At 41.9% G+C, this 21,917-nt stretch carries 24 protein-coding genes; 23 read left to right on the forward strand and 1 reads right to left on the reverse strand.

The annotated features are described in order from the left end of the window. Positions 1-36 precede the first annotated feature (36 nt). From CD00_RS16705 to rsgA, 12 genes are all read left to right on the forward strand, one after another. A complete protein-coding gene (locus CD00_RS16705) occupies positions 37-1,203 on the forward strand; it encodes an SLC13 family permease (protein WP_081811801.1) in 1,167 nt (388 codons plus the stop codon). 38 nt (positions 1,204-1,241) lie between these two features. Next, entirely contained in the window at positions 1,242-1,802 is a 561-nt protein-coding gene (locus CD00_RS18975) for a GNAT family N-acetyltransferase (protein ID WP_051594031.1), read from the forward strand. A 72-nt stretch (positions 1,803-1,874) separates the two neighbouring features. After that, complete coding sequence (locus CD00_RS0100985) at positions 1,875-2,726, forward strand: damage-control phosphatase ARMT1 family protein (RefSeq protein WP_026654216.1); 852 nt, start codon at positions 1,875-1,877, stop codon at positions 2,724-2,726. 72 nt (positions 2,727-2,798) lie between these two features. Further along, complete coding sequence (locus tag CD00_RS0100990; protein WP_026654217.1) at positions 2,799-3,488, forward strand: aspartate/glutamate racemase family protein; 690 nt, start codon at positions 2,799-2,801, stop codon at positions 3,486-3,488. Positions 3,489-3,578: 90 nt separating this feature from the next. After that, the gene (locus CD00_RS0100995) at positions 3,579-3,998 is read left to right on the forward strand and encodes a GNAT family N-acetyltransferase (RefSeq protein WP_442856188.1); all 420 of its coding nucleotides are present in this window, start codon (positions 3,579-3,581) and stop codon (positions 3,996-3,998) included. Positions 3,999-4,609: 611 nt separating this feature from the next. Continuing rightward, positions 4,610-5,347 (forward strand): AlkZ-related protein, encoded by a 738-nt coding sequence (locus CD00_RS0101000; protein ID WP_026654219.1) that lies wholly within the window; start codon positions 4,610-4,612, stop codon positions 5,345-5,347. Between the two features lie 246 nt (positions 5,348-5,593). Continuing rightward, positions 5,594-6,076 carry an RNA polymerase sigma factor gene (locus CD00_RS0101005; protein ID WP_026654220.1) on the forward strand — a complete coding sequence of 161 codons (483 nt, stop codon included), beginning with the start codon at positions 5,594-5,596 and terminating at the stop codon, positions 6,074-6,076. Continuing rightward, on the forward strand, positions 6,066-6,776 hold the full coding sequence (locus tag CD00_RS0101010) for a hypothetical protein (protein ID WP_026654221.1): 711 nt from the start codon (positions 6,066-6,068) through the stop codon (positions 6,774-6,776). The genes CD00_RS0101005 and CD00_RS0101010 overlap by 11 nt, the downstream gene beginning before the upstream one ends. A 417-nt stretch (positions 6,777-7,193) precedes the next feature. Next, the gene (locus CD00_RS0101015; RefSeq protein WP_026654222.1) at positions 7,194-8,177 is read left to right on the forward strand and encodes a PLP-dependent cysteine synthase family protein; all 984 of its coding nucleotides are present in this window, start codon (positions 7,194-7,196) and stop codon (positions 8,175-8,177) included. Positions 8,178-8,247: 70 nt separating this feature from the next. After that, positions 8,248-8,733 carry a GNAT family N-acetyltransferase gene (locus tag CD00_RS0101020; RefSeq protein WP_026654223.1) on the forward strand — a complete coding sequence of 162 codons (486 nt, stop codon included), beginning with the start codon at positions 8,248-8,250 and terminating at the stop codon, positions 8,731-8,733. A gap of 207 nt (positions 8,734-8,940) precedes the next feature. Next, positions 8,941-9,915 carry a Gfo/Idh/MocA family protein gene (locus CD00_RS0101025; RefSeq protein ID WP_026654224.1) on the forward strand — a complete coding sequence of 325 codons (975 nt, stop codon included), beginning with the start codon at positions 8,941-8,943 and terminating at the stop codon, positions 9,913-9,915. A gap of 443 nt (positions 9,916-10,358) precedes the next feature. After that, positions 10,359-11,339 (forward strand): ribosome small subunit-dependent GTPase A, encoded by a 981-nt coding sequence (gene rsgA / locus CD00_RS0101030; RefSeq protein WP_051199055.1) that lies wholly within the window; start codon positions 10,359-10,361, stop codon positions 11,337-11,339. Between the two features lie 66 nt (positions 11,340-11,405). Here rsgA and CD00_RS0101035 read toward each other — a convergent pair whose 3' ends face one another. Beyond that, the gene (locus tag CD00_RS0101035) at positions 11,406-12,464 is read right to left on the reverse strand and encodes a transglutaminase domain-containing protein (RefSeq protein ID WP_026654226.1); all 1,059 of its coding nucleotides are present in this window, start codon (positions 12,462-12,464) and stop codon (positions 11,406-11,408) included. Between the two features lie 515 nt (positions 12,465-12,979). On the opposite strand from CD00_RS0101035, the gene CD00_RS16715 reads away from it, so the two are divergent. The 11 genes from CD00_RS16715 to CD00_RS16720 all read left to right on the forward strand — a co-directional run bounded on the left by CD00_RS16715 (position 12,980) and on the right by CD00_RS16720 (position 21,823). Beyond that, a complete protein-coding gene (locus tag CD00_RS16715; protein ID WP_081670579.1) occupies positions 12,980-13,654 on the forward strand; it encodes a helix-turn-helix domain-containing protein in 675 nt (224 codons plus the stop codon). Positions 13,655-13,739: 85 nt separating this feature from the next. Next, the gene (locus CD00_RS0101045) at positions 13,740-14,261 is read left to right on the forward strand and encodes a GNAT family N-acetyltransferase (RefSeq protein WP_026654227.1); all 522 of its coding nucleotides are present in this window, start codon (positions 13,740-13,742) and stop codon (positions 14,259-14,261) included. Beyond that, positions 14,258-14,707, forward strand: a complete 450-nt coding sequence (locus CD00_RS0101050) for a GNAT family N-acetyltransferase (protein WP_026654228.1) — start codon at positions 14,258-14,260, stop codon at positions 14,705-14,707. The genes CD00_RS0101045 and CD00_RS0101050 overlap by 4 nt, the downstream gene beginning before the upstream one ends. A 173-nt stretch (positions 14,708-14,880) precedes the next feature. Next, entirely contained in the window at positions 14,881-15,570 is a 690-nt protein-coding gene (locus CD00_RS0101055) for an HAD family hydrolase (protein WP_026654229.1), read from the forward strand. Then, positions 15,567-15,737 (forward strand): hypothetical protein, encoded by a 171-nt coding sequence (locus CD00_RS20000; RefSeq protein ID WP_185750361.1) that lies wholly within the window; start codon positions 15,567-15,569, stop codon positions 15,735-15,737. Before CD00_RS0101055 ends, CD00_RS20000 begins: the two co-directional genes overlap by 4 nt. Positions 15,738-15,917: 180 nt before the next feature. Beyond that, positions 15,918-16,781: an aldo/keto reductase gene (locus CD00_RS0101065; protein WP_026654230.1), complete on the forward strand. Its 864-nt coding sequence runs from the start codon at positions 15,918-15,920 to the stop codon at positions 16,779-16,781. A 116-nt stretch (positions 16,782-16,897) separates the two neighbouring features. Next, positions 16,898-17,824: an aldo/keto reductase gene (locus CD00_RS0101070; RefSeq protein WP_026654231.1), complete on the forward strand. Its 927-nt coding sequence runs from the start codon at positions 16,898-16,900 to the stop codon at positions 17,822-17,824. A gap of 1,058 nt (positions 17,825-18,882) precedes the next feature. Further along, complete coding sequence (locus CD00_RS0101080) at positions 18,883-19,365, forward strand: MazG nucleotide pyrophosphohydrolase domain-containing protein (protein WP_034461895.1); 483 nt, start codon at positions 18,883-18,885, stop codon at positions 19,363-19,365. A gap of 21 nt (positions 19,366-19,386) precedes the next feature. After that, positions 19,387-19,785 carry a GNAT family N-acetyltransferase gene (locus tag CD00_RS0101085; protein WP_026654234.1) on the forward strand — a complete coding sequence of 133 codons (399 nt, stop codon included), beginning with the start codon at positions 19,387-19,389 and terminating at the stop codon, positions 19,783-19,785. Between the two features lie 48 nt (positions 19,786-19,833). After that, positions 19,834-20,667: an ornithine carbamoyltransferase gene (locus CD00_RS0101090; protein ID WP_026654235.1), complete on the forward strand. Its 834-nt coding sequence runs from the start codon at positions 19,834-19,836 to the stop codon at positions 20,665-20,667. A 70-nt stretch (positions 20,668-20,737) separates the two neighbouring features. Continuing rightward, positions 20,738-21,823 carry a carbon-nitrogen hydrolase family protein gene (locus CD00_RS16720; RefSeq protein ID WP_242838897.1) on the forward strand — a complete coding sequence of 362 codons (1,086 nt, stop codon included), beginning with the start codon at positions 20,738-20,740 and terminating at the stop codon, positions 21,821-21,823. Positions 21,824-21,917 lie beyond the last annotated feature (94 nt).

Below are 21,917 nucleotides of genomic sequence, written 5' to 3' on the forward strand. Positions count from 1 at the left end.
AATGTACTTTAAATTTTTTGTTTTTGGAGATCTGAGATGTTTAGTAAGATTTGTAAGTTCATAAAAAAAGAAGCTGTACTCACAATTTCTTTTGTACTGGCGGTTGTTTCAAGTTGTTTTATCCGTCCCGATGCGGAATATATAGGGTATATAGATTTTAGGACGCTGAGTATTCTTCTTATGCTAATGCTTACGATGGCAGGGCTCCGGAAGTTCGGAGTTTTCAAGCAGGCGGGAGAGTATCTTGTCTGCAAGGCGAAGGATACAAGAGAGATGATAGCGATTCTTGTTGCACTTTCTTTTTTCTCCGCAATGGTAATTACAAATGATGTGGCGCTTATAACTTTCGTGCCGTTTACGATAATATCCCTTGAGATCGCGGGACGTACCGATATGCTTATTATTACGGTAGTTCTTGAGACAATTGCGGCAAACCTTGGAAGCATGCTCTTACCTATAGGAAATCCGCAGAATCTCTATCTTTATTCAAAGGCGGGAATGTCTCTTAAAGAGTTTTTGGGATGTATGCTTCCTTATTCGGTGTTCGCGTTTGCACTCCTTGCTGCGGTCATCTATTTTAAGGCTGACAGGTCGGGTATAGAGAAGAGCGGGAAAAATAGTTATATGAGAACCGGTAAGGAAAAGAGATTGATCGCATTGTATGCGCTTACTTTCGTATTTGCGATCCTGGTTGTCGTAAGAGTTGTTCCTTATGAAATAGCACTTGCCTCAGTACTTGCACTTGTACTTATATTTGATGCAAAGACGCTTTCAAAGCCTGATTATTCCTTGCTATTTACGTTTGTTTTTCTTTTTGTCTTTATCGGAAATATGAAGAGGATTCCGGCTTTTTCAAATGCTCTTTTATCCGCCGTTAACGGAAATGAAGTAGTGCTTTCCGTTGCGCTCAGTCAGGTTATAAGTAATGTCCCTGCGGCGATTCTTTTATCCGGATTTACGGGAAGCTATGAAAAGCTGATAGTAGGAACGAATTTCGGCGGACTTGGAACACTTATCGCGTCAATGGCGAGCCTTATCTCTTTTAAGCTCTATTGCAATACCAAAGATGCGAACAAGAATAAGTACATTCTTGTGTTTACGGGATATAATCTGCTGTTTCTGGCGGCTCTTTCTTTTGCCAGAATGGGACTTTCTTCCGGAGCCGGCAGGACGGTAATGAACAGCCTTTCGTTTATAAAATAAAGGGCGTAAATAGATTCATATAGAAAAGAGGTATAAATATGTACATGGAACCTGAGAAAATTACTTGCAAGAATGGCAAAGAATACAAGATGACATCAATAGGACCTGACAACGTAGTGGAATACTTGGATTTAATGTATCAGGTTTCAAGTGATACACATTATATGACCAGGTACGGCGATGAAGTTAAGCGTGATGAAGCGGGAGTGGAGGCTGAGAAAGCCAGACTTAAAAAACTTGCGGATGACGATCGTCAGGCTATGATCTCTGTTTTTGACGGGGAGAAGATAATAGGAAATGTTGCGGTTTACAGTAGCGGAGCGATTCACAGGAAAGTGGCTCACCGTTGCAGCATGGGAATCGCTATCAGAAAAGAGTACCGCGGAATGGGACTTGGAAATATACTTGTGAACCGTGCGATCGACTTCGCCAAGGAATCGGGCTATGAGCTCATGGAGCTCGGAGTGTTTTCTGACAATGAACCGGCGCACTCTTTATATAAGAAGATGGGCTTTACCGAGTGGGGATGCCTTCCCGATGCGTTCAGGCTTGATTGCGGCAAGAGTGTTGACGAGATAACAATGTATAAGAAGCTCTAAGAGGTATGGCTACCGATGGCCCTTTGGGGACGGGGGTAGTGGTCTATTTTACATGCGATAAAGGAGAGTTGAATGCGAGTAAGTGAAAGTTGTGCGGAATGTCTTTTTAACCAGCAAAAGAATCTTACAGATGATAAGGATTATCTTGCTGAGATAAAGGCGATAATAGACGGAAGAGATGAAGATGATACGGCGCCGTATCTTGTATATAGAATTAACAGTGTTTATGAGGGACGCTTTGGTAAAAAGGCTTCCTATAAGGATGTGAAGAGAAAGTACAACGACCTTGTGATGTCCATGGAAGATGACCTTAGAAAGAAGATAGAGAGCTCGGAAGATCCGCTTTTTAAGGCGCTCGTTTTTGCGAGAATCGGAAATTATATAGACTTTGGTGCGATGAACAATGTTGATGAGAATACATTTCTTGCTTTGTTCGATGATCCGAAGATGAGAAGTGAGGATGAGGCTGATATCAAGTCGCTTTTTGCACAGTGTGAGACTGCAAAGAAGTTCCTTTTGGTTGCTGATAATTGCGGAGAGATCGTGCTGGATAAGCTGTTTCTTGAGCAGCTTGTAAAAAAGTATCCGCAGCTTGAAGTGTCAGTTATGGTAAGAGGCGCTGATGTGCTTAACGACGTAACACTTGAAGATGCCGAATATGTCGGACTCAGCAAAAAATACAGGATTATCCCAAACGGCAATTCTGCGGCGGGAACAATTTATCATATGTTGTCGGATGAGGCGAAAAAGGCTATAGACAGCGCGGAGATCATTCTTGCAAAAGGGCTTGGAAACTATGAATCAATGTGTAAACAGGGGAGACATATCTTTTTCTCATTCCTGTGCAAATGCGAGCTTTTCACAAGCAGATTCAATGTGCCGAGACTAACAGGGGTGTTTGTTGAGGAGAGAATAGCGGATTAAGATTTGAACGGCACCCGGTGTTAGCATCGGTGTGCCGATTATTATAAAAAGGTTATGGAGGAGGAAGAAATTATGAAGACTATCGGACTTATCGGAGGAATGAGCTGGGAGAGCACGATTACTTATTATGAGATTCTTAATAAGGAAACGGTGGCGAAACTTGGCGGATTCCACAGTTCCAAGATCATGATGTACAACGTTGATTTTGCCGAGCTTGAGGAAAATATGAGTAAGGGCAACTGGGACGGCAATGCGCAGATTCTTACCGATGCGGCAGTGAGGCTTGAGAAGGCGGGGGCTGATTTTATCGTGATCGCTACCAATACAATGCACAAGCTTGTTCCGCAGATTGAGGAAAAGATAAATGTTCCGATTCTTCATATTTCCGATGCCACCGCCGATGCGATAAAGCGCGACGGTCACAAGAAGATTGCGCTTCTTGGAACTAAGTTTACAATGACGCAGGATTTTATTAAGGACAGACTTGTTAAAGCGGGACTTGAGATAATGATTCCCGATGAAGAAGATATCGAGCTTGTAAACAGTGTTATTTTTGATGAACTTTGTCTTGGAAAAGTGCTTGATTCTTCGCGTAAGGAATATCAGAGGATTATTTCATATATGAAGGATCGCGGCGCAGAGGGCGTTATCCTTGGCTGCACCGAGATCGGTATGCTGATCAAAGAGGAGGACAGTGTTCTTCCGACATATGATACGACAATCATTCATGCAACCGAGGCTGCAAGGTTGGCACTTGCGTGAAGTGGTCTCTTGGGGACGGGGTTAGTGGCCTATTTTGATAAAAATAGATCATGACTCCGTCTTTTTTGACCTATTATAATAATAGAAGGGATAAAGATGAAGATAAGAATAACAAATGATGGAAACGAACAGGATATTGCGGATGTCTTTGAGATGCTTAAGGCGTATAATTTAAGTAAGCTTGAAACCTCGGATGTGGTTCCGGTCGGCGTTTACTATGATGATGAGAGCGGTAGGAAACTTGCGGGGCTTACAGGCGAGACTTTTGGAAACTGGCTATGTATCAAGTACCTGGTTGTGGATGAGAGCTTAAGAGGGCAAGGCATCGGGAGCAAGCTGCTTAAGGCTGCTGAGGAAGAGGCTAAGAAGCGCGGCTGCAAGTATTCTTTCGTTGATACATTTTCTTTTCAGGCGCCTGCGTTTTATGTGAAGCATGGATATAAGGAAGTCTTTGCGTTAAAGGAGTACCCGATAACGGGAGCGAGATATTACTATACTAAGGAATTGTGATAGACGAGGCGCGTATATGAAGTAGCTGACCGATGGATGATTGAGGGAATCACAGGTAAGAATTGCATGAGAGACGGGGCTGAGAGTAACATGATATATGCGCAGAGTAAGTATAGATAGTTTGTGAAGGAACTGTGCGGTGCAAAAATGAAGAAGTGCACCGTACGGATAACCTGAGAAGGGACTGTGTGGTGCAAAAATGAAGAAGTGCACCGTACGGATAACCTGAGAAGGGACTGTGCGGTGCAAAAATGAAAAAGTGCACCGTACAGATAGCTTGTGGAAAAACTGTGCGGTGCAATAATTAAGGAGCATACCGTACAGATAGTTTATGAAAAAACTGTACGGTGCAAAAATGAAAAAGTGCACCGTACGGATAGCCTGAGAAGGGACTGTGTGGTGCAAAAATGAAGAAGTGCACCGTATGGATAACCCGTGAAGGAGATGTGCGGTGAAAAAATAAAATGGCCCCTAAGAAGTGGACACTGCCAAAAAGCATTTTGGCAGGATTTCAAACAACGAATTCGACATGTGGACACAAAAGTAGCTGTAAATTTATGTGAAAAGTTAGCTAATATGCGAAGCATAGTGGAGCAAAAGGAGGACAATCTATGCCAAACGAAAACGGAACATGGATAATGTACGGCGTATCATGGAATGATCCTGAGTGCCTTCACAGCGTGGAAGAGGCGATTGATTACATAAATGAGGTAGGTTTTTTGCCTTTGTTTAAAAATGAGATTCCGGGCTTTTCGATTGAGGAAAGGACTGTGCCGAAATATTGGTGGTGCGGCGATCCGGAAGTTGACCCGTGGGAGTGGAGAGAGCTTATAGCGCGGAGCGGCAAGGTTGCCTATGGGAAGTTCTTTGATAAAAAGGCGGGATTTATCTCTGAGAAATGGCTTCCGTATTTTGTGAATGTCCGCAGGGACGGCTATGACTTTGATGCGCTTTGGGAAGATGGCAAGGCATCGGCGAAGCAGCGCAAGATTATGAATCTTTTTGCTGAAGAAAATGAAGATGCAGAATATTATTCCAATGAACTTAAGGCGCAAGCGGGCTTTGGCAAGGGCGGAGAAAAGAACTTCGACGGCACGATGACAGGACTTCAGATGCAGACTTATCTTTGCGTTCGTGACTTTAGGCAGCGCAAGAACAGGCTTGGCGAAGAGTATGGTTGGCCAATCGCGATATACTGCACGCCTGAGCATTTGTGGGGATATAAGCATGTGACTAAGGCGTACGGCGAAACGCCGCAGGAATCTGCAGATAGAATCATGAAATATATGAACGAAACCTATCCTATTGCGACAGAAAAACAGATTAAGAAGATAATAGGATTAAAATGAATATGCCAATTGCAACTGAATAGAAAAACAAGAGGATTATTGGACTGAAATGCATATGCCGATTACGACAGAAAAACTCAAAAGACAAAAAATGGTCCTCAATCCCCGTCACCAAGAGACCACGGGGACTTGTTTTGGCGGATATACTGCGGAAATTTAGGATTAAAAAAATTTCCGCAGTTTTTTTGTAACCTTTTATGCCACCCGATTGTATTATTTATATAAGGCTTTATAAAGGAGTAGTTAATGAGAATACCTGTACAGGAATTGGTAGAAATGTACAAGGACAACATATACGCCGCGGCGTTTAACATATGCAAGAGTGCAGCAGATGCAGAAGATGTGGTTCAGGATACATTTTTACAATATTACATGACAAAAAAAGAATTTGATGACGAAAAGCACATCCGATACTGGCTACTAAGGGTGGCAATCAATAAAGCAAAAAATATTCAGCTTTCATTCAGAAGAAAAAATGAAACCACGTTGGAAGAATATATAGAAACGCTTACATTTGAAACACCTGAAAGTAGAGATCTTTTTGCGGAAGTTATGAAATTGCCTGAGAAATATCGTGTTGTGATCCATCTTTTCTACTATGAGGATTACAGCATAAAAGAGATAGCAAAGATACTTAAGCTGACAGAGAGCAGCGTTAAAGTAAGGCTATCGCGCGGACGTGCCAAATTAAAAGATTCACTTAAGGAGGGATGGGAAGATGAGCAATAAAGAAAATTATAAAAAGGCTTTTTCGGTACTTAAGTCCTCCTGCGACTTTACTTTGGAGGAAAAAAGAATGAACAGAATTAAGAGAGAAAATACACATAGAAATCTTTTGGTGGCGGCAGTAGCTATGCTTGTGGTTTTGGTAGGTTCGGGTACTGCGTATGCAGCTGATTTAGGCGGAATCAAGAAGACGGTTCAAATGTGGGTTCACGGTAATAAGACTGATGTTTCATATGAGTTCGATGAAGAAAAGAATAATTATGTAAAAACATATGTTAATGAGAATGGCGAAGAAGTGCAGGAAGATGTCTCTGTATGGCATGGGGATAATACGCCGTTGGAAGAAGATGAATTGATAGAGTATGAAAGTGATAATGTTTCTTATGAGAAAACGGATGACGGAAGGTTTATGATTTATTACCAGAACAAGGCAGTTGATATCACCGATAAATTCACAGACGGAACGTGTTATATACATGTTGTGGGTGAAAAAGGTGAAAAATATATAAGAATTAAACTTACTGAAAATGGTGATGATTATAGAGAAATGATTGACGGTCCTAAGCCTTTTGTAGATTATGTGGATAAAAAAGGTGTTCATCATTATGAAGATGTTAAGCTTGATGAAAACGGCAATCTTAGTGAATCTACTAAAGAAGCTTATAAAAGATGTTTTCATAAATTTATTGAAGCTGAAGAGTAAAAAACTCCCAATATAGATTATGTTTAAGCTGTGACAAGAAAAGCTTATACCAACCGATAAATTATACTGATTATGCATCCCGGAAATACTGTGATAGCATATTTACATACAAAACAATTGTTATATGTTGAAACGTTGATCAAGGCGGTTTGTGTGTATAAAATCATAAAAGAAATCCTCTTACAGAAAGCTTTTGCCTATATCGTATCCCGTGTGCCATCGGGGAACGAACGCTTTGATCAATATTTCCTTAGCGCGACCGGAAGACCGGAGGTTATTTGTATAGGATAACCTTCGGTCTTTTTGTGTAGAGCACTTAGCGAGGTATTTTGGAGCTTAGTGCGAGCCATGGGGATATACTTAACGAGGTTATATCGAATTTAGTATATATCCCAAGTGCAGTTTTAGGAGGACATCATGGGAAAAATTTATGAATCTATAACAGAACTTATCGGGCATACACCACTACTTAGATTAAACGGATATATAAAAAAGAATGGTTTGGATGCGGATATTTTGGGAAAAATAGAGTTTTTTAACCCTAATCAGAGCATAAAAGACAGGATTGCGCTCAGCATGATAGAGGAAGCTGAGAAAAACGGCAGTTTGAAAAAAGGTGGAACTATATTGGAAGCAACCAGTGGGAATACCGGTATAGGACTTTCGGCAATTGCGGCAGTGAAAGGTTATAAAACGCACATCTACGTGCAAGATACAGTGAGTGAAGAACGTTTTAAGGTAATGAGGGCGTTCGGAACCGAGGTGTCTAACATGAGTGACATTCCGGAAGTTGATAAGGCTCTTAAAGAAAATAATAATGATTATGTTGCCGGATATGCAGCTTTTTATGAGAAATTTTGGGGAAAAGATGATAGTGTTTTTCTTGTAAATCAAGATGCAAATCCGGCTAATCCTGAGATACACTATAAGACAACAGGGCCGGAGATATGGGAAGACAGTGAAGGAACAGTTGATATTGTGGTTGCTGCTGTCGGAACAGGGGGAACAGTTACCGGAGTTGGTAAATATCTTAAAGAAAAGCGACCTGATATAAAAGTAATAGCTGTTCAACCCGGAGAAAATTCTATTCCTTCGAAAGATAATCCCAATCCGGAAGAAATTGCGGGAGTACATCCTTTTGTAGGAATTCCTGCTGAATTTGTACCGTCAAATCTTGATGATAGATATTATGATGAGTGTTTTCCTGTTGAAACAAGCCAGGCCTATGAAGCTGCAAGAGAAGTAGCAAGGACTGACGGTATATTGATCGGAGCTTCGAGCGGAGCAATTCTGTATGCGGCTACTCAGGTTGCGAAAAGAGAAGAGAATAAAGATAAGACAATAGTTGCTATTTTTCCTGACACGGGATTGCGATATCTGTCAACTAATCTTTTTGGGTAAAAAATGGACCACAAACCTCATCCCCAAGAGACCATATGGTTCAAAAAATACTAAGGAGAAAAAACATAACATGTACATAAGAACAGCAACAATAGAAGATCTTGATGCAATCGCTCAGGTGGAAGCGGAGTGTTTTCCACCGGCAGAAGCTGCGACTTCAGCAGAGTTTAAAGAAAGGCTTGAACATTACGCGGATCATTTCTGGCTTATGTTTAACGGGGATTTGCTTATAGCTTTTGTGGACGGATTTGTCACAAATCAAAAAGATCTTACGGATGATATGTATGAAAATGCCGCGTTGCATGATGAAAACGGTGATTGGCAGATGATATTCGGAGTTAATACCATTCCTGAGTATAGGAAAAACGGATACGCCGGAGAACTTATAAAAAGAGCTATCGAAGATGCAAAAAAGCAGGGCAGGAAGGGGCTTGTTCTTACATGTAAAGACAGACTTGTGCATTACTACGCAAAATTTGGCTTTGAAGACGAGGGAGTAAGTGAAAAGTCTACGCACGGCGGTGCAGTTTGGAATCAGATGAGGCTGACATTTTGATAAGTGAAAAAGAATGACCGCCTATCTCGATAAGTCTATAGCGATGCAATGATATTTCGTGGAAACGTGCTTCTTATATGCTAAAATAATATGTGTGATCGTCACATGTAAACAGGAAAAAGTTCTTTTGGAAAAAACGCAGAATCCCGCATTTACTGAGGATTTTGTGGAAAAAATCCGAAACGCACAGTAAGATGAGGTATCTGTATGGCAAATATCAAATGGGGTGTACTTGGAACTGCGAATATAGCAAGGGGATGCACGATTCCCGGAATGCAGCTTGCAGACAGCTGTGAGCTTTACGCGATTGCGGGAAGGGATAAAGAAAAGGCTGAGTCATTCATGGAAAAATTTGGTTTCCGGAAGGCTTACGGAAGTTATGAGGAGCTGCTTGCCGATAAGGATGTGCAGGCGGTATACGTTCCTTTGCCAAACCATCTACATCGTGAATGGGTTATCAAGGCGCTGAAGGCCGGGAAGCATGTTCTTTGCGAGAAACCGCTTGCTCTCGATGAGGAGCAGGAAAAAGAGATGTTTGAAACCGCCAATGAAAACGGCGTGCATCTCATGGAAGCGTATGCATATCTTCACAGCCCTTATATTCAGAGTCTTAAAAAAGATGTCTTCAGCGGCGTCATAGGCGATGTTGATTATATCGAGACAGCTTTTTTGACACAAGGTTATGAAGATGACATAAGAATCTACAAGGAGATGGGCGGCGGTGCGATGTATGACCTTGGATGTTACTGTACGACTATGATCCTTTCGCTTATTGATTCAAATCCGGAATATGTCAAAGCGGTTGCGGAATATAACGAGCATGGCGCGGACATCTCGACATCGGCGATAGTTCGATTTGCCAACGGAGCAAGAGCTTCTTTTAACGTGGGAATGATCCTGGGAAAAGAAAAGCCTGCAAGACTCGACAGATTGTATATTCACGGAAGCAACGGTCATATAATCTCTGATGTTGAATACAATCAGCAGGGTGATGTGAGCTACAAGATATTTACGCAGGGAAAAGAGATTGAGAGGAAAGTCAGCATTCCGCAGAACTATTTCCTGGAAATCCAGCAGATGAGCAAATGCGTTGCCGGAGAGGCGGTACCATTTATAACGCCGGAGTTCTCGATTTCTAACGCAAAGCTGATGGATATGGTGCTTAAAGAGATTGAATATTGAAGATAAAATAAAATGCTTTACAATCCGTTTTGTATGAGAATGGTGGTTTGCAAAAATATCGTTGCATTTAAAGAGGTATTTTGCTACACTTTGTATTGAAATAAAAAATCTTAAAGAAAGCGAGGTACATTTGATGCGTGTTATGAAAACAGAGATTGTAATTAAATACAGTATGATGACCTCGGTATGTGCTTTTTGATTTTTATTGAATCTTTTATATTTGAGTTTACGACCGTGGCTTGTTTGAGTCACGGCCTTTTTATTCCTAAATACTATCTATTTGCCTGATTCAAGGCGCATATTCAATTTGCACAAGGTCTTCATATCTGTAACGAACACAGTCTCTGGGAACGGAGGTGTGAAAGTTAGGAGCCTGCCGTTTTAGGACGGAGGTGCAGGCTTTTTAAAAAATATAAGTCAGAAGAATTAAGGAGACCAAAACATTGAATAATAATATATTTACTGGAAGAATTTCGGAAGTTGAAAGAAGCAATTATACGATAATTTTTGAAGGAAAAGATGTTACTGCAAGGCTTAAAGGTAATTTGCGCGGGGAGGATCCTGAAAAGCTCCCTGTAGTCGGAGATTATGTCACATTTAATTACAACCCGATAGGTGATTCCGTGATCACATCTGTCTGTGAGAGAACGAGTTTTTTGCAAAGACCCGATCAGGCAAAGACAGGTGTTATGCAGTATATGGTTGCAAATGCAGATTATTCGTTTATTGTGACATCGTTAAATGACGATTATAGCTACAACAGAATAGCGAGATATGTCAGCGTTGTGCTGCAGGGTGGCTCGGTGCCTGTTGTAGTGCTTACCAAGTCAGATCTGTGCGGTAATGTCGGAAGGTATGTGCGAGAGGTGGAATCCATATCCGACAAAGTCAGAGTACATGCTATTTCTGCGATTTATGACATAGGGCTGGATGAGCTTAATGAATATCTCATCCCCGGAAAGACAATATGTCTTCTGGGTTCCTCGGGAGCGGGAAAATCAACGCTTCTAAATGCTTTAGTTGGTGATGACGTGATGAAGACCGGAAAAATCAGAGAGTCCGATTCAAAGGGAAGACATACAACGACGCACAGACAGCTTATTCAGCTTGCAAGCGGAGTTTCGATAATCGACACTCCGGGTATGCGAGAGATTGGAATGGCAAAGACTGAAGAAGGAATTGACAATACTTTTTCAGATATTCTTGAGCTTTCATGCATGTGCAAATTCAGCGATTGCAAACATGAATCTGAGCCCGGATGTGCGGTGAGGGCAGCGATTGAAAGAGGAGAGCTGTCTGAAGAAAGATTGGAACTGTATAGGAATCTGGGACGAGAGAATGTGCGAAATTACGCTAAGAAAAAAGAAATATCAAAGTGGGCAAAGAAGATGAAGAACTTTAAAGATAAGAATAATTGGGGCTGATTCTAAGTAACAAAAAAGCTGGCAGGAATTAAAACCTGTCAGCTTTTAAAGTACATTGTTATTTTGTCAGTCATCATAACGGAATTCCTGAACTCCGCCGCCGTCGTATCCGCCGTAAGTTAAAACGTTGCGGTTACAATCAAGCTTAAGGAAGTATCCGCCTGTAAGGGTAGAGTACTTATCGTCTGTTGCCTGAACATTGAGAGAATTGCTACCACAAAGATAATAATCTGAAAAACCGTCTCTCTCAGCACGGGTATTGTCTGTCATTAAGAAATAGTCCAAAGGTGTGTTATCATCAAATAAATCAGGGCTACTGAGTCCCTGTGTAGGATCGACATGATAATCTTTTCCACCTATGGAAACAAAACTCCACTGATGGTCACCGTTAATATTATATCCACTGATGACGTCGGCTTCGACGCCACACTGTAAAAGAAGATAGGAGTAAAGGTCGCTTAACTCCTGGCTTATGCCTTTGTTATCCATTAAAGCTCTGTAAGCTCCAATGTTGTCAGCTTTTCCGGCTAAGTAGTCTTCATACATCTCGTAGTCATATACGAAGTTCTGTGAGATGTACACATATAAGTTCAAAGCTTTTTCAAATTCGGAATAGCTTGGATCAACGTTTGCATTTAACGTATCAATAACTTTATCTTCAAATGCTTTCTCTCGGGAATGAAATTCATCCTTTGTGATATTGTATTTAATCTTTCCAACTCCGTCTTCGAATCCGGTTGTCTGATCGGCTGAAATACATGATACCGCAGCCGGGAAGAAGTGGCTTAAAAGATCTCCTTCAATACATTCTATGTATGTAGCTTCATCAGGGCATTCGAAGGTATCTTCCCCGGATTTCAATGCTTTACATAAATTGAAAAATGAAGCCTTTGTTTTTTCGCCATAAATTGTAGCGGCTTTTTTTGAGAAAACATTTTCGTTAAATTTAAATGTGTTTGCAGCTATTGTGTTATTCTGTGAAGTTGTATCGTCTGCTGGCTCTGCACTAAGCGGCATATCTTCGACTGATATGGAAGTGACATTCGTGGCATTACTTGCATTTGTACCGCATGCGGTGAGTGCAAGTGTAGCAATCAGCACAATAGATAAATAGCTTTTTCTCATTTTCATTTTCCTCATACAAATTGATATAAAGATACCATGTTTTGGGGAAATAGTATAGGTGGAAATTGCCGATTTTATCGTTAATTATGACTCGAATTATGAAAAAATGTTACAGCAATTTTTGCAATGTATGCAATGCTGTATTGCATATTGCACAAAAATAGCATCTAAAACATGTGAAAAATGGTTAGATAGATGTACCGATACTATGTAACTTTGTAGAATGTGTACAATTTTGCCAAAGGAATTTTGGGTAATAATCCATGCAAAAATTAATAATATTTCAGTGGGAATATTATTTCGTGAAGGTGAAATTATTTCCGAAGATAGATGTCTTTTCGCTATAATAGTTTGAAAAAGGAGCGAAAAAGCTTCTGTTGTATACGAAATTACGATAGATACCGGCTAAACGATTTATTGATAAGTTTTCGTGGCGCATTTCCGGAACTCTACGATACGTAGGTGGTGGTAGCTTTATGTGCAGATTTACAATCGGTACATGGAGGTAAAAGAAAATGAATCAATATGTTACAGGTGCAGTCATCAAGGAACTGCGCGAAAAAAATAAAATGACACAGCTTCAGCTTTCTGATAAGCTGGGAGTTAGCGACAAGACAATCTCTAAGTGGGAGACAGGAAAGGGATATCCTGATATCACGTTACTTGAGCCGATTGCGGATGCATTTGGAGTGTCAATCACGGAACTTATTTCCGGAAACACCATTCATAATGAGAATGTTTCTGCAAATATGATGAGGTCCAAGTTTTATGTGTGCCCCGTTTGCGGGAATGTGATCCATAGTATGGGAGAGTCGGTGATTCAGTGCCATGGGATTCAGCTTACGCCGCTTGAAGCAGAGACTTCGGATGAGCAGCATATGGTCTTTATCGAACGAGTTGAGGATGAGTATTACGTGCGGTTTGACCATGAAATGACGAAGGAGCATTATATTTCTTTTGCGGCAGCGGTATCGTCAGATGACATGCAGCTATTAAAGCTCTATCCGGAAGGCAGGGCTGAAGCGAGATTCAAGATTCGCGGAGTTAAGAAGCTTTTTTTCTACTGTAACCGCGACGGGCTGTATTCCGTTGATATTGTAAAAGGCATTGATGATAAGGAAAGCGGTTACGACGACGTTGAGGAGCGAAGAGCACTTGAGAAGGCAGCAGATATGCTATTTGGGAAATGAACCTGGGGGACGGGGGAGTGGTTCATTTTTGAAATAATGAGCCACAAACCCCGTCCCTTGGGACCAAAAGGAAAGGACTGACAAGATGATTGAAACAGACAGACTACGACTTAGAAACTACACCATGGAGGATTTCGATGCTCTTTATGAGATTTTGTCAGATCCTGAGACTATGCAGCATTATCTTGCGCCGTATAATGAAGAGTGGACAAAGAAGTGGATCACATGGAATCTGGATAACTATGAAAAATACGGTTTTGGCCTATGGGCTATTGAGCTGAAAGAGACAGGAGAATTTATCGGTGACTGCGGGATAACTATTCAGAATATAGATGGAGAGCAGCTTCCCGAGATCGGATATCACATAAACAAGAAATACTGGCGCAAAGGGTATGCCAAAGAGGCCGCCCGCGCCTGCAGGGACTGGGCGTTTAATAATACTGACTATGATATTTTGTATTCTTATATGAAGTATACCAACGTCGGCTCATATTCTACAGCGCTTGCGAACGGTATGAAGAAGATAAAAGAATACCCCGATCCGCACAATGAAATCTCATATGCATATGCGATAACACGTGATGAATGGAAAAAGGTGGTAGGATGAAAATATGTAAAGCTTTTAAAGAAGACTTGGATGAGATATTAAAACTTCAGTATCTCGCGTATCAGAGTGAGGCAAAACTTTTTAAAACACAGGATATTCCTCCTCTTAAGCAGACGCTTGAGGAGGTTGAGCATGAATACAACACGGGGGGAATTTTGAAGATGGTGGCGGAAGATGGTACCATCATCGGTTCAGTCCGTGCCTATGTAGAAAATGGCACAGTATATATTGGCAAGCTCATGGTTCATCCTAAGTACAGATGCCTTGGGAATGGAACAGCTCTTTTGAAGGCAATTGAAGAATTACATCCGAATAAAAGATTTGAGCTTTTTACATCTACCAGAAGTGTCGATAATATCAGGTTATACGAGAAATGCGGTTATAAGATATTCGGGCAAAAAGAAGTAACGGATGAGCTGACTTTTGTATATATGGAAAAGTGCTGATTTAAGGTAAGCGGAAGCTGACATTTTAAGATGAATTGACTGCAAAAGCAGAAAGTGTCAAATTGAGTCAACCAACAATACAAAAAAGAATGCTAGGTTGCAATTTAAGAAACAGAATCACATCATAAGATACAGAATGATGAATGTTTACAACTGAAAAAGGAACAAGTTTTATGAGCAAGATTAACACAGTAATTTTTGATATGGACGGAACGGTGTTGAACACACTTGATGATCTGACGACGTCCGTAAATTATACAATGGAGAAATTCGGATTTCCACAGAGGACGCTCGAAGATTATAGGCGCGCGTTTGGAAACGGCATAAGGAAGACAATCGAGCTTACGGTACCGGAAGGAACTTCGCAGGATGTGATAGACGAGATGGTGCCGGTATTTAAGGAGCATTATGATGTGCACTGCCTTGATAAGACGGGACCTTACGCGGGCATAATCGAGCTTATGAGAGAACTTAAAAAGCGCGGTTACAAGATGGCCATTGTTTCCAACAAGATTGATTCTGCGGTAAAAGAGCTGAATCAGAAGTTCTTTTCCGAAGTGGTTGAAGTTGCGATCGGAGAGCAGGACGGGATAAAGAGAAAGCCTGCGCCGGATATGGTCGTAAAAGCAATGGATGAACTTGGAAGCTCTGCTGAAGAAGCGGTATACATCGGTGATTCTGAGGTTGATTTTGCAACGGCAAAGAATTCGAATCTTCCGTGCATATCGGTGCTGTGGGGCTTTAGAGATAAGGCTTATCTGGAAGAGATAGGAGCAAGTATTTTTGCGGAAGAGCCCGATAATATATTGGAAATTCTTACTCAGTTAAGCTCTAAAAAAGTAAGAGCACAGCTTCAGGATTGAGGCTGTGCTTTTTTATCAGTATTGGCAGCGATAAACGTGAGACATATTATGTATCAAGCGTAGTTTTTGAAATGGGTGATGTGCGATATTCCATAATGACATTTGATGAGAATATAATGTCCGATGAGCTGTTTGGAATGGCGGAGGAGATAATAAAAGCAAGGTGAGTGTCAGAAAAAAATATAAATGATGGCGAAGGAAGCAGGTATCTGTTGGATATCTGCTTTTTTTACATCAAAAAATGACAGATAATATCGCAGAATATGATAAGTGGCGGTATCGTAGAAATGCTACAATATAAAAGTTATGTGGAAAATGAAGGCTATTCTTTTAACGGAGGGCGAGATATGAAGAAGCAAAACGAAGTTTACAAGCTTTTAAACGGCGTGGGAATTCCTTGCATAGGATTCGGAACCTGGCAGACACCTGAGGGTGATGTTGCTGTTGAAAGCGTGAAAAGTGCTATAGATGCGGGGTATCGTCATATTGATACGGCGCAGGTATATGGAAATGAAGAAGGTGTCGGCAAGGGCATCAGAAGAGGAATCATCGACAATAAATTACAGAGAGAGGATATCTTTGTTACGACCAAGATCTGGAACGATAAGCATAGCTATGAGCTTACCGTCAGCTCTTTTGACGAATCATTAAAAAAGCTGGGGCTTGATTATGTCGATCTGCTTTTGATCCACTGGCCCAATCCGGCTATGTTCAGAGACCGCTGGGAGGAGGCAAATGCCGAGACCTGGAGAGCGATGGAGAAATTTTATGAAGCGGGAAAAGTGCGTGCGATCGGTATCAGTAATTTCAAGCAGCACCACATCGATGCGCTCATGAAGACTGCAAGGATCAAGCCGATGGTGAATCAGATCAGGCTTTGTCCGGGAGCTACGCAGGATGAGCTTGTCGCATACTGCAGGGAAAAAGGAATGATTCTTGAAGCGTACAGCCCGCTTGGAACAGGCAAGATTTTTGATGTTCCCGAGATGAAAGAGCTTGCGGAAAAATACGGAAAGAGCATTGCGCAGATCTGCATTCGCTTTAGCATACAGATGGGATATCTTCCTCTTCCGAAGTCGGTTACACCCGAAAGAATTGAAGAGAACTTCAAGGTGTTTGATTTTGAACTAGAGGAAGCTGATGTTAAGCGCATCGCCGACCTTAAGGGCTGCGTAGGATATGAGACAGACCCTGATACAGCGCCATTCTAAGAAAATTTGAAAAAAATCCGGAAAAGCTTTTTGTATGTGAAACGCTTTGGCGGATTTTTGTGATGATATTTGAAGATTCATAGAGGAAATCTGCACAGAGACAGAAAGGATCACCGATGAAATACATTGACATAATGAACGGACCACAGAACGCATCTGCTATTATTCAGGGGTGCATGAGAATGCCTTCTCTTTCGAAAGAGGAAGCCGCAAAGGTTATAAAAACTGCCCACGAGCGCGGAATCAATTATTTTGATCATGCGACATGCTATGGAATGGGAGAGGCTGAAACGCGCTTTGCAGAGGCTTTTCCGCTCACAGGAATTAAGAGGGAAAAGATATTCATTCAGAGTAAGTGCGGCATCTGCCCCGAGAGATCTGAGTTTGACTGGACAAAAGAGAATATTATAGCGAGCGTTGACGGTATTCTTGGCAGACTTAAATGCGAATATATCGATACACTTCTTTTGCACAGGCCGGACCTTTTGTTTGACCCTGAAGAAGTTGCGGAGGCATTTGATGAGCTTGAGGAAGCAGGTAAAGTGTGCCGTTTCGGTGTAAGTAATCTGATGCCTATGCAGATTGAACTTTTGAAAAAATATGTAAAGCAGCCGCTTGTCATCAATCAGGTGCAGCTTTCACTTGAGCAGTCGCAACTGATCGACCAGTCGCTTTACATGAATAACAAGACAACGGATATGTCTATAAACAGAGACGGAAGTGCGCTTGATTATTGCAGATTGAATGACATTACGATTCAGGCGTGGTCACCGCTTCAGATCGGTATGTTTGGCGGAACATTTATCGACAATCCCGATTATCCCGAGCTTAATAAGGCTCTTGCAGAAATTGCGGATCGCGAGCATGTATCCAAAACAGCAATTGCGATTGCATGGATTCTTCGCCATCCCGCCAAGATGCAGGCAATCATCGGGACAATGAATGTCGATCACATCAATGATGCGTGCGATGCCACAAAAGTTGAGCTTTCTCATCATGACTGGTATGCGCTGTATCTGGCAGCAGGGAAGTTCCTGCCGTGATGTAGCGCATCTGGTAGAAGGGGAAGGTTCTTCTGTGGTGCGGCTGCATTTGGCAGCAGGAGAGTTCTTGCTGTTATGCGGCTATGTTGAGTGCTTACGCCATTTGTTTTGTTAATGAAATATGGATGTGTATGGCTCTTCGGAAAGAGAAATCTTTTGCGAGGAGCTTTTATATATCATAGGAAGTGCTTTCCTATGATATATAAAAGCTCCGCAGGGTTGCGCAGCTCGCGGAATGGTAGATAATTGCTTTGCAATACCGCTAGCGCGCAGCATTTCGCGAGCGAAATGCTTTTTCAATTGAATTTGAGGAGATTTCTCCGGAATTGTACGGTGTGGAAAAGAAAAGAGGCACCGTATGGATGATATATGAAGGAAGTGTACGGTGCGGAAGTTGAGAAATGCACCGTACATAAAAGCTGTGGATGATATGTGTGGTGCGAAAATGCGAACAGGCACCGCACAGAAAAGATGTGGAGAATGTGTGCGGTGCGGAAAAGCAAACAGGCACCGCACAGAAAAGCTGCGGAGAATGTGTGCGGTGCGGGAAAGCAAATAGGCACCGCACAGAAAAGCTGTGGAAGAAATGTACGGTGCGAAAGACGAAAAACGCACCGTACGGGTGGTTCGCGATGGAAGTGTACGGTGACAATGAAAATCTTATCTGTGATGAGGAAAATTTGTGAAAATGAAGGTGCGCTACAGCACATTGCTGTTATAATGGTGAGTATGTATATAGCACGCTATGATAGTGGCATAATATCATTGAATATGATGCCATTGTAGTATCGGCTAGTGCTACTGTCACCAAATAAGTCGACTTTATTACTTGCCTAAATTGTTATTTGTTTCGTTGTCGTCAATCGTCGTACCGCCCGGTACGACTCATTCCTTCGTCTCACAAAATAACAATTTATTCTGCGTAAAAAGTCGAGTTATTTGATGACAGCAGCACTAGGATTGCATGACAGCACTGGCGATGACAGTATAGTAGCATTATGGAATCATAGCAGACATGATAATGGCGGCAACAGAGAAAGCGAGAACATCCTAAGGATATGAAGAATACATCACAAATAGAAAGACTAAAGAAAATAGTAGAAACACTTCGAAGCGAGAACGGTTGCCCGTGGGACAAGGTACAGACGCATACAAGTCTTAAAGCAGGTTGTATAGAAGAGGCTGCGGAGGTTATCGGTGGAATCAATATACTTGATGAGACCGGTGATGCGGAGAACCTCAAGGAAGAGCTTGGAGATCTTTTGCTTCAGGTAATGTTTCATTCGGTGATTGCTGAGGAAGAAGGGCTTTTTACATTCGAAGACGTGGTCAAAACGGTTGCAGATAAGATGGAACGCAGGCATCCGCATGTTTTCACCGATGTAAAGTTTGAGACTGAGGAAGAACTTCATGCCGCCTGGACAGAGATAAAGAAGCAGGAAAAAGTGGGAAAAGAATGGCATGCAGATTATCTTTTCGGAGCATTTGAAGAAGCGCATGATCTTATAGATAAAGCGCAGGAGAGAAAAGGTTTCAAGTAATCTTCGCAAGGAGGGCAGCGCATGGAGTACAGAATAGTTGAAGATATAAACGAAATGAAACTTGATGATATCGTGCGACTTCTTCGGACGACGTATTGGGCAGATAAGCGCCCTGTGGAAAAGATTGAGAAGTCTGTGCAGAATTCCAAGTGCTATGGCTTGTACCTTGAGGAGGCAGAGAATCTCGTAGGATTTGCGAGGATTATCACCGATTATGCGACAAACTATTATCTGAGCGATGTTATAATCGATGAAAAATATAGGAACAAAGGGCTTGGAAAGGCGCTTGTGTCACACATAGTTTCATCGCCGGAACTTCAGGGGCTTCGAGGTATATTGGTCACAAAGGATGCGCAGAAGCTTTATTCGCAGTATGGATTTGAAGTTGTGGATGGCAGAGTGATGCTGAGAAATCCGTAAGAGGCGGCGATTTAAGCATAACCGATAGCATCGGCAGCAGGAGAATAAATGAGATCTTTTTTAAGACTTACTGATTATAAAAAAGAAGAATTGCGGGAAATCTTTAACATAGCCGATAACATCAATCGTTACGAGGGCTTTTTGACCGGAAAGACGGTTGTCATGTTTTTTCCTGCAAACAGCATCAGGACGCGAGTGTCGTTTGAAAAGGGAATCCATCTTTTGGGCGGGCATACGATTCTTTTTGACCCAAGTGCGTTGGATAAAAAAGAAGATATAAGGGACGTTTGCGGTTATTTGCAAAACTGGGCAGACGCAGTTATAGTGCGGCATAAAGACATTGATCTGCTTGGAAAAATGGCAGAGTATCTTGACGTTCCCGTTATCAACGCGATGACGGATAATAACCACCCGTGCGAGATGATGACGGATTTGTATTCGCTTTCGCAGATAAGGAAAGATTATCTCAGTGACAAGTATCTGTTTGTCGGAGCCGACGGGAACATCGGACGCGCGTGGAAAGAAGCGTCGAAAGCTTTTGGATTTTCTTTGACGCAGAGTTGCCCCGATGAGTTCCGGATTCCGGAGACAGACTGCATTGATAATTTGAGAGATGCAATCGTGGGAAAAGATATTGTGTGTACGGATTCTTTTCCTTCGGAGATGCTTAACGGCGATAATAAATATCAGGTTACGAAAGAAATAATGGATCTTGCAAATGCCGGAGCAGTGCTGAATCCTTGCCCTCCGTTTTACAGAGGCGAAGAGGTTTCGTATGATGTGATTGATTCTGAGTATTTTGTGGGGTATGAATTCAAAAAGAACCTGCTCAGAGTGCAGCAGGCGATTATTGTCTTTTGCATGGAAAGAAGTGTCCGATAATGTTTTTGAATTAATATATGATTTTTACAGATTAAAAGCGTTTCTTTGGTTAGAAATGATGGAGGGGGAAATGAATATCAGAATAGGTTTTTTGCAAATACATCCAGGGACAGACATCGAAGAAAACCTTGCGCTTGGGAAAAAGGCGTGCGCCGAGGCAAAAGAAAAAGGCGCGGATATAGCTCTTTTTCCCGAGATGTGGAGTGATGGGTATCGCCTGCCTCAGGACAAGGCGGAGCTCAAGAAGCTTGCAATCTCGAAGAATAGCTTTTTTTTAGAAGAATTCCGTGCGCTTGCGGCAGAGCTGCAGATGGCAATAGGAATTACTTTTCTTGAGGCAAATGATCCAAAGCCTCTTAATTCCGTGATTATTTTTGATAAAGATGGAAAAGAAATCCTGCATTATTCCAAGGTTCACACCTGTGCGTTTGATCTTGAAAAAGTGCTTTCGGGCGGAGATGACTATTACACGGCCGAGCTTGATTTTGGGAGAGGAACCGTGAAGATCGGCTCGATGATCTGCTTTGACAGGGAGTTTCCCGAGAGTGCCAGGATTCTGATGATTAAGGGCGCAGAGCTTATTTTGGCGCCGAACGCCTGTCCGATGGAAATCAACAGATTGTCGGCGATTAGGACAAGAGCTTACGAGAACATGGTTGCTGTGGCGACCTGCAACTATCCGGAAGGGCATCCTGACTGTAACGGACACTCGACGCTCTTTGACGGAGTTCCGTGGAATGAAGACGGAGTCAGGGATATGTGCGTATTCGAGGCTTCTGGCGAATCAGGCGTGTATGTCGCTGAGCTTGACCTTGATAGTCTGCGTGCGCACAGAAGAAATGACATCATGGGCGATAAGTATAGAAGGCCCGATAAGTATGGGATTCTGGCAGATGTCGGTTCAAAGAATGAGAAAGTTAATATGATTCTCTGCGGCGAAGTTGTGGAAAAAGATGACGCAGATGCAGAGAAGGTCGGTGTTGTCTCGGTTGTCTATGTTTCTTCTGATGAGCTTAAGATAAAGGAGAAACTCGATGAATTGCAAAAGTCTAATCCGGATAAGTTCTATATGGAATACACAACGCCGTTTGATGCTAATCTGACTGAACTTGAACATTACCCGTCTATCGAGGTTTCGAAAGAGGATTTACAGTAGAGAATTTGTTGAGAGTGCAGTATCAGTATTTAATGTGTTTCTTAAAGTATATTTTTTAATCGGAAAAGAAGTTACGTAAAAGATTATGCTTGAA

The sequence above is a fragment of the Butyrivibrio sp. AE3003 genome, from assembly GCF_000686065.1.
GTDB classification, from domain to species: domain Bacteria; phylum Bacillota; class Clostridia; order Lachnospirales; family Lachnospiraceae; genus Butyrivibrio; species Butyrivibrio hungatei_A.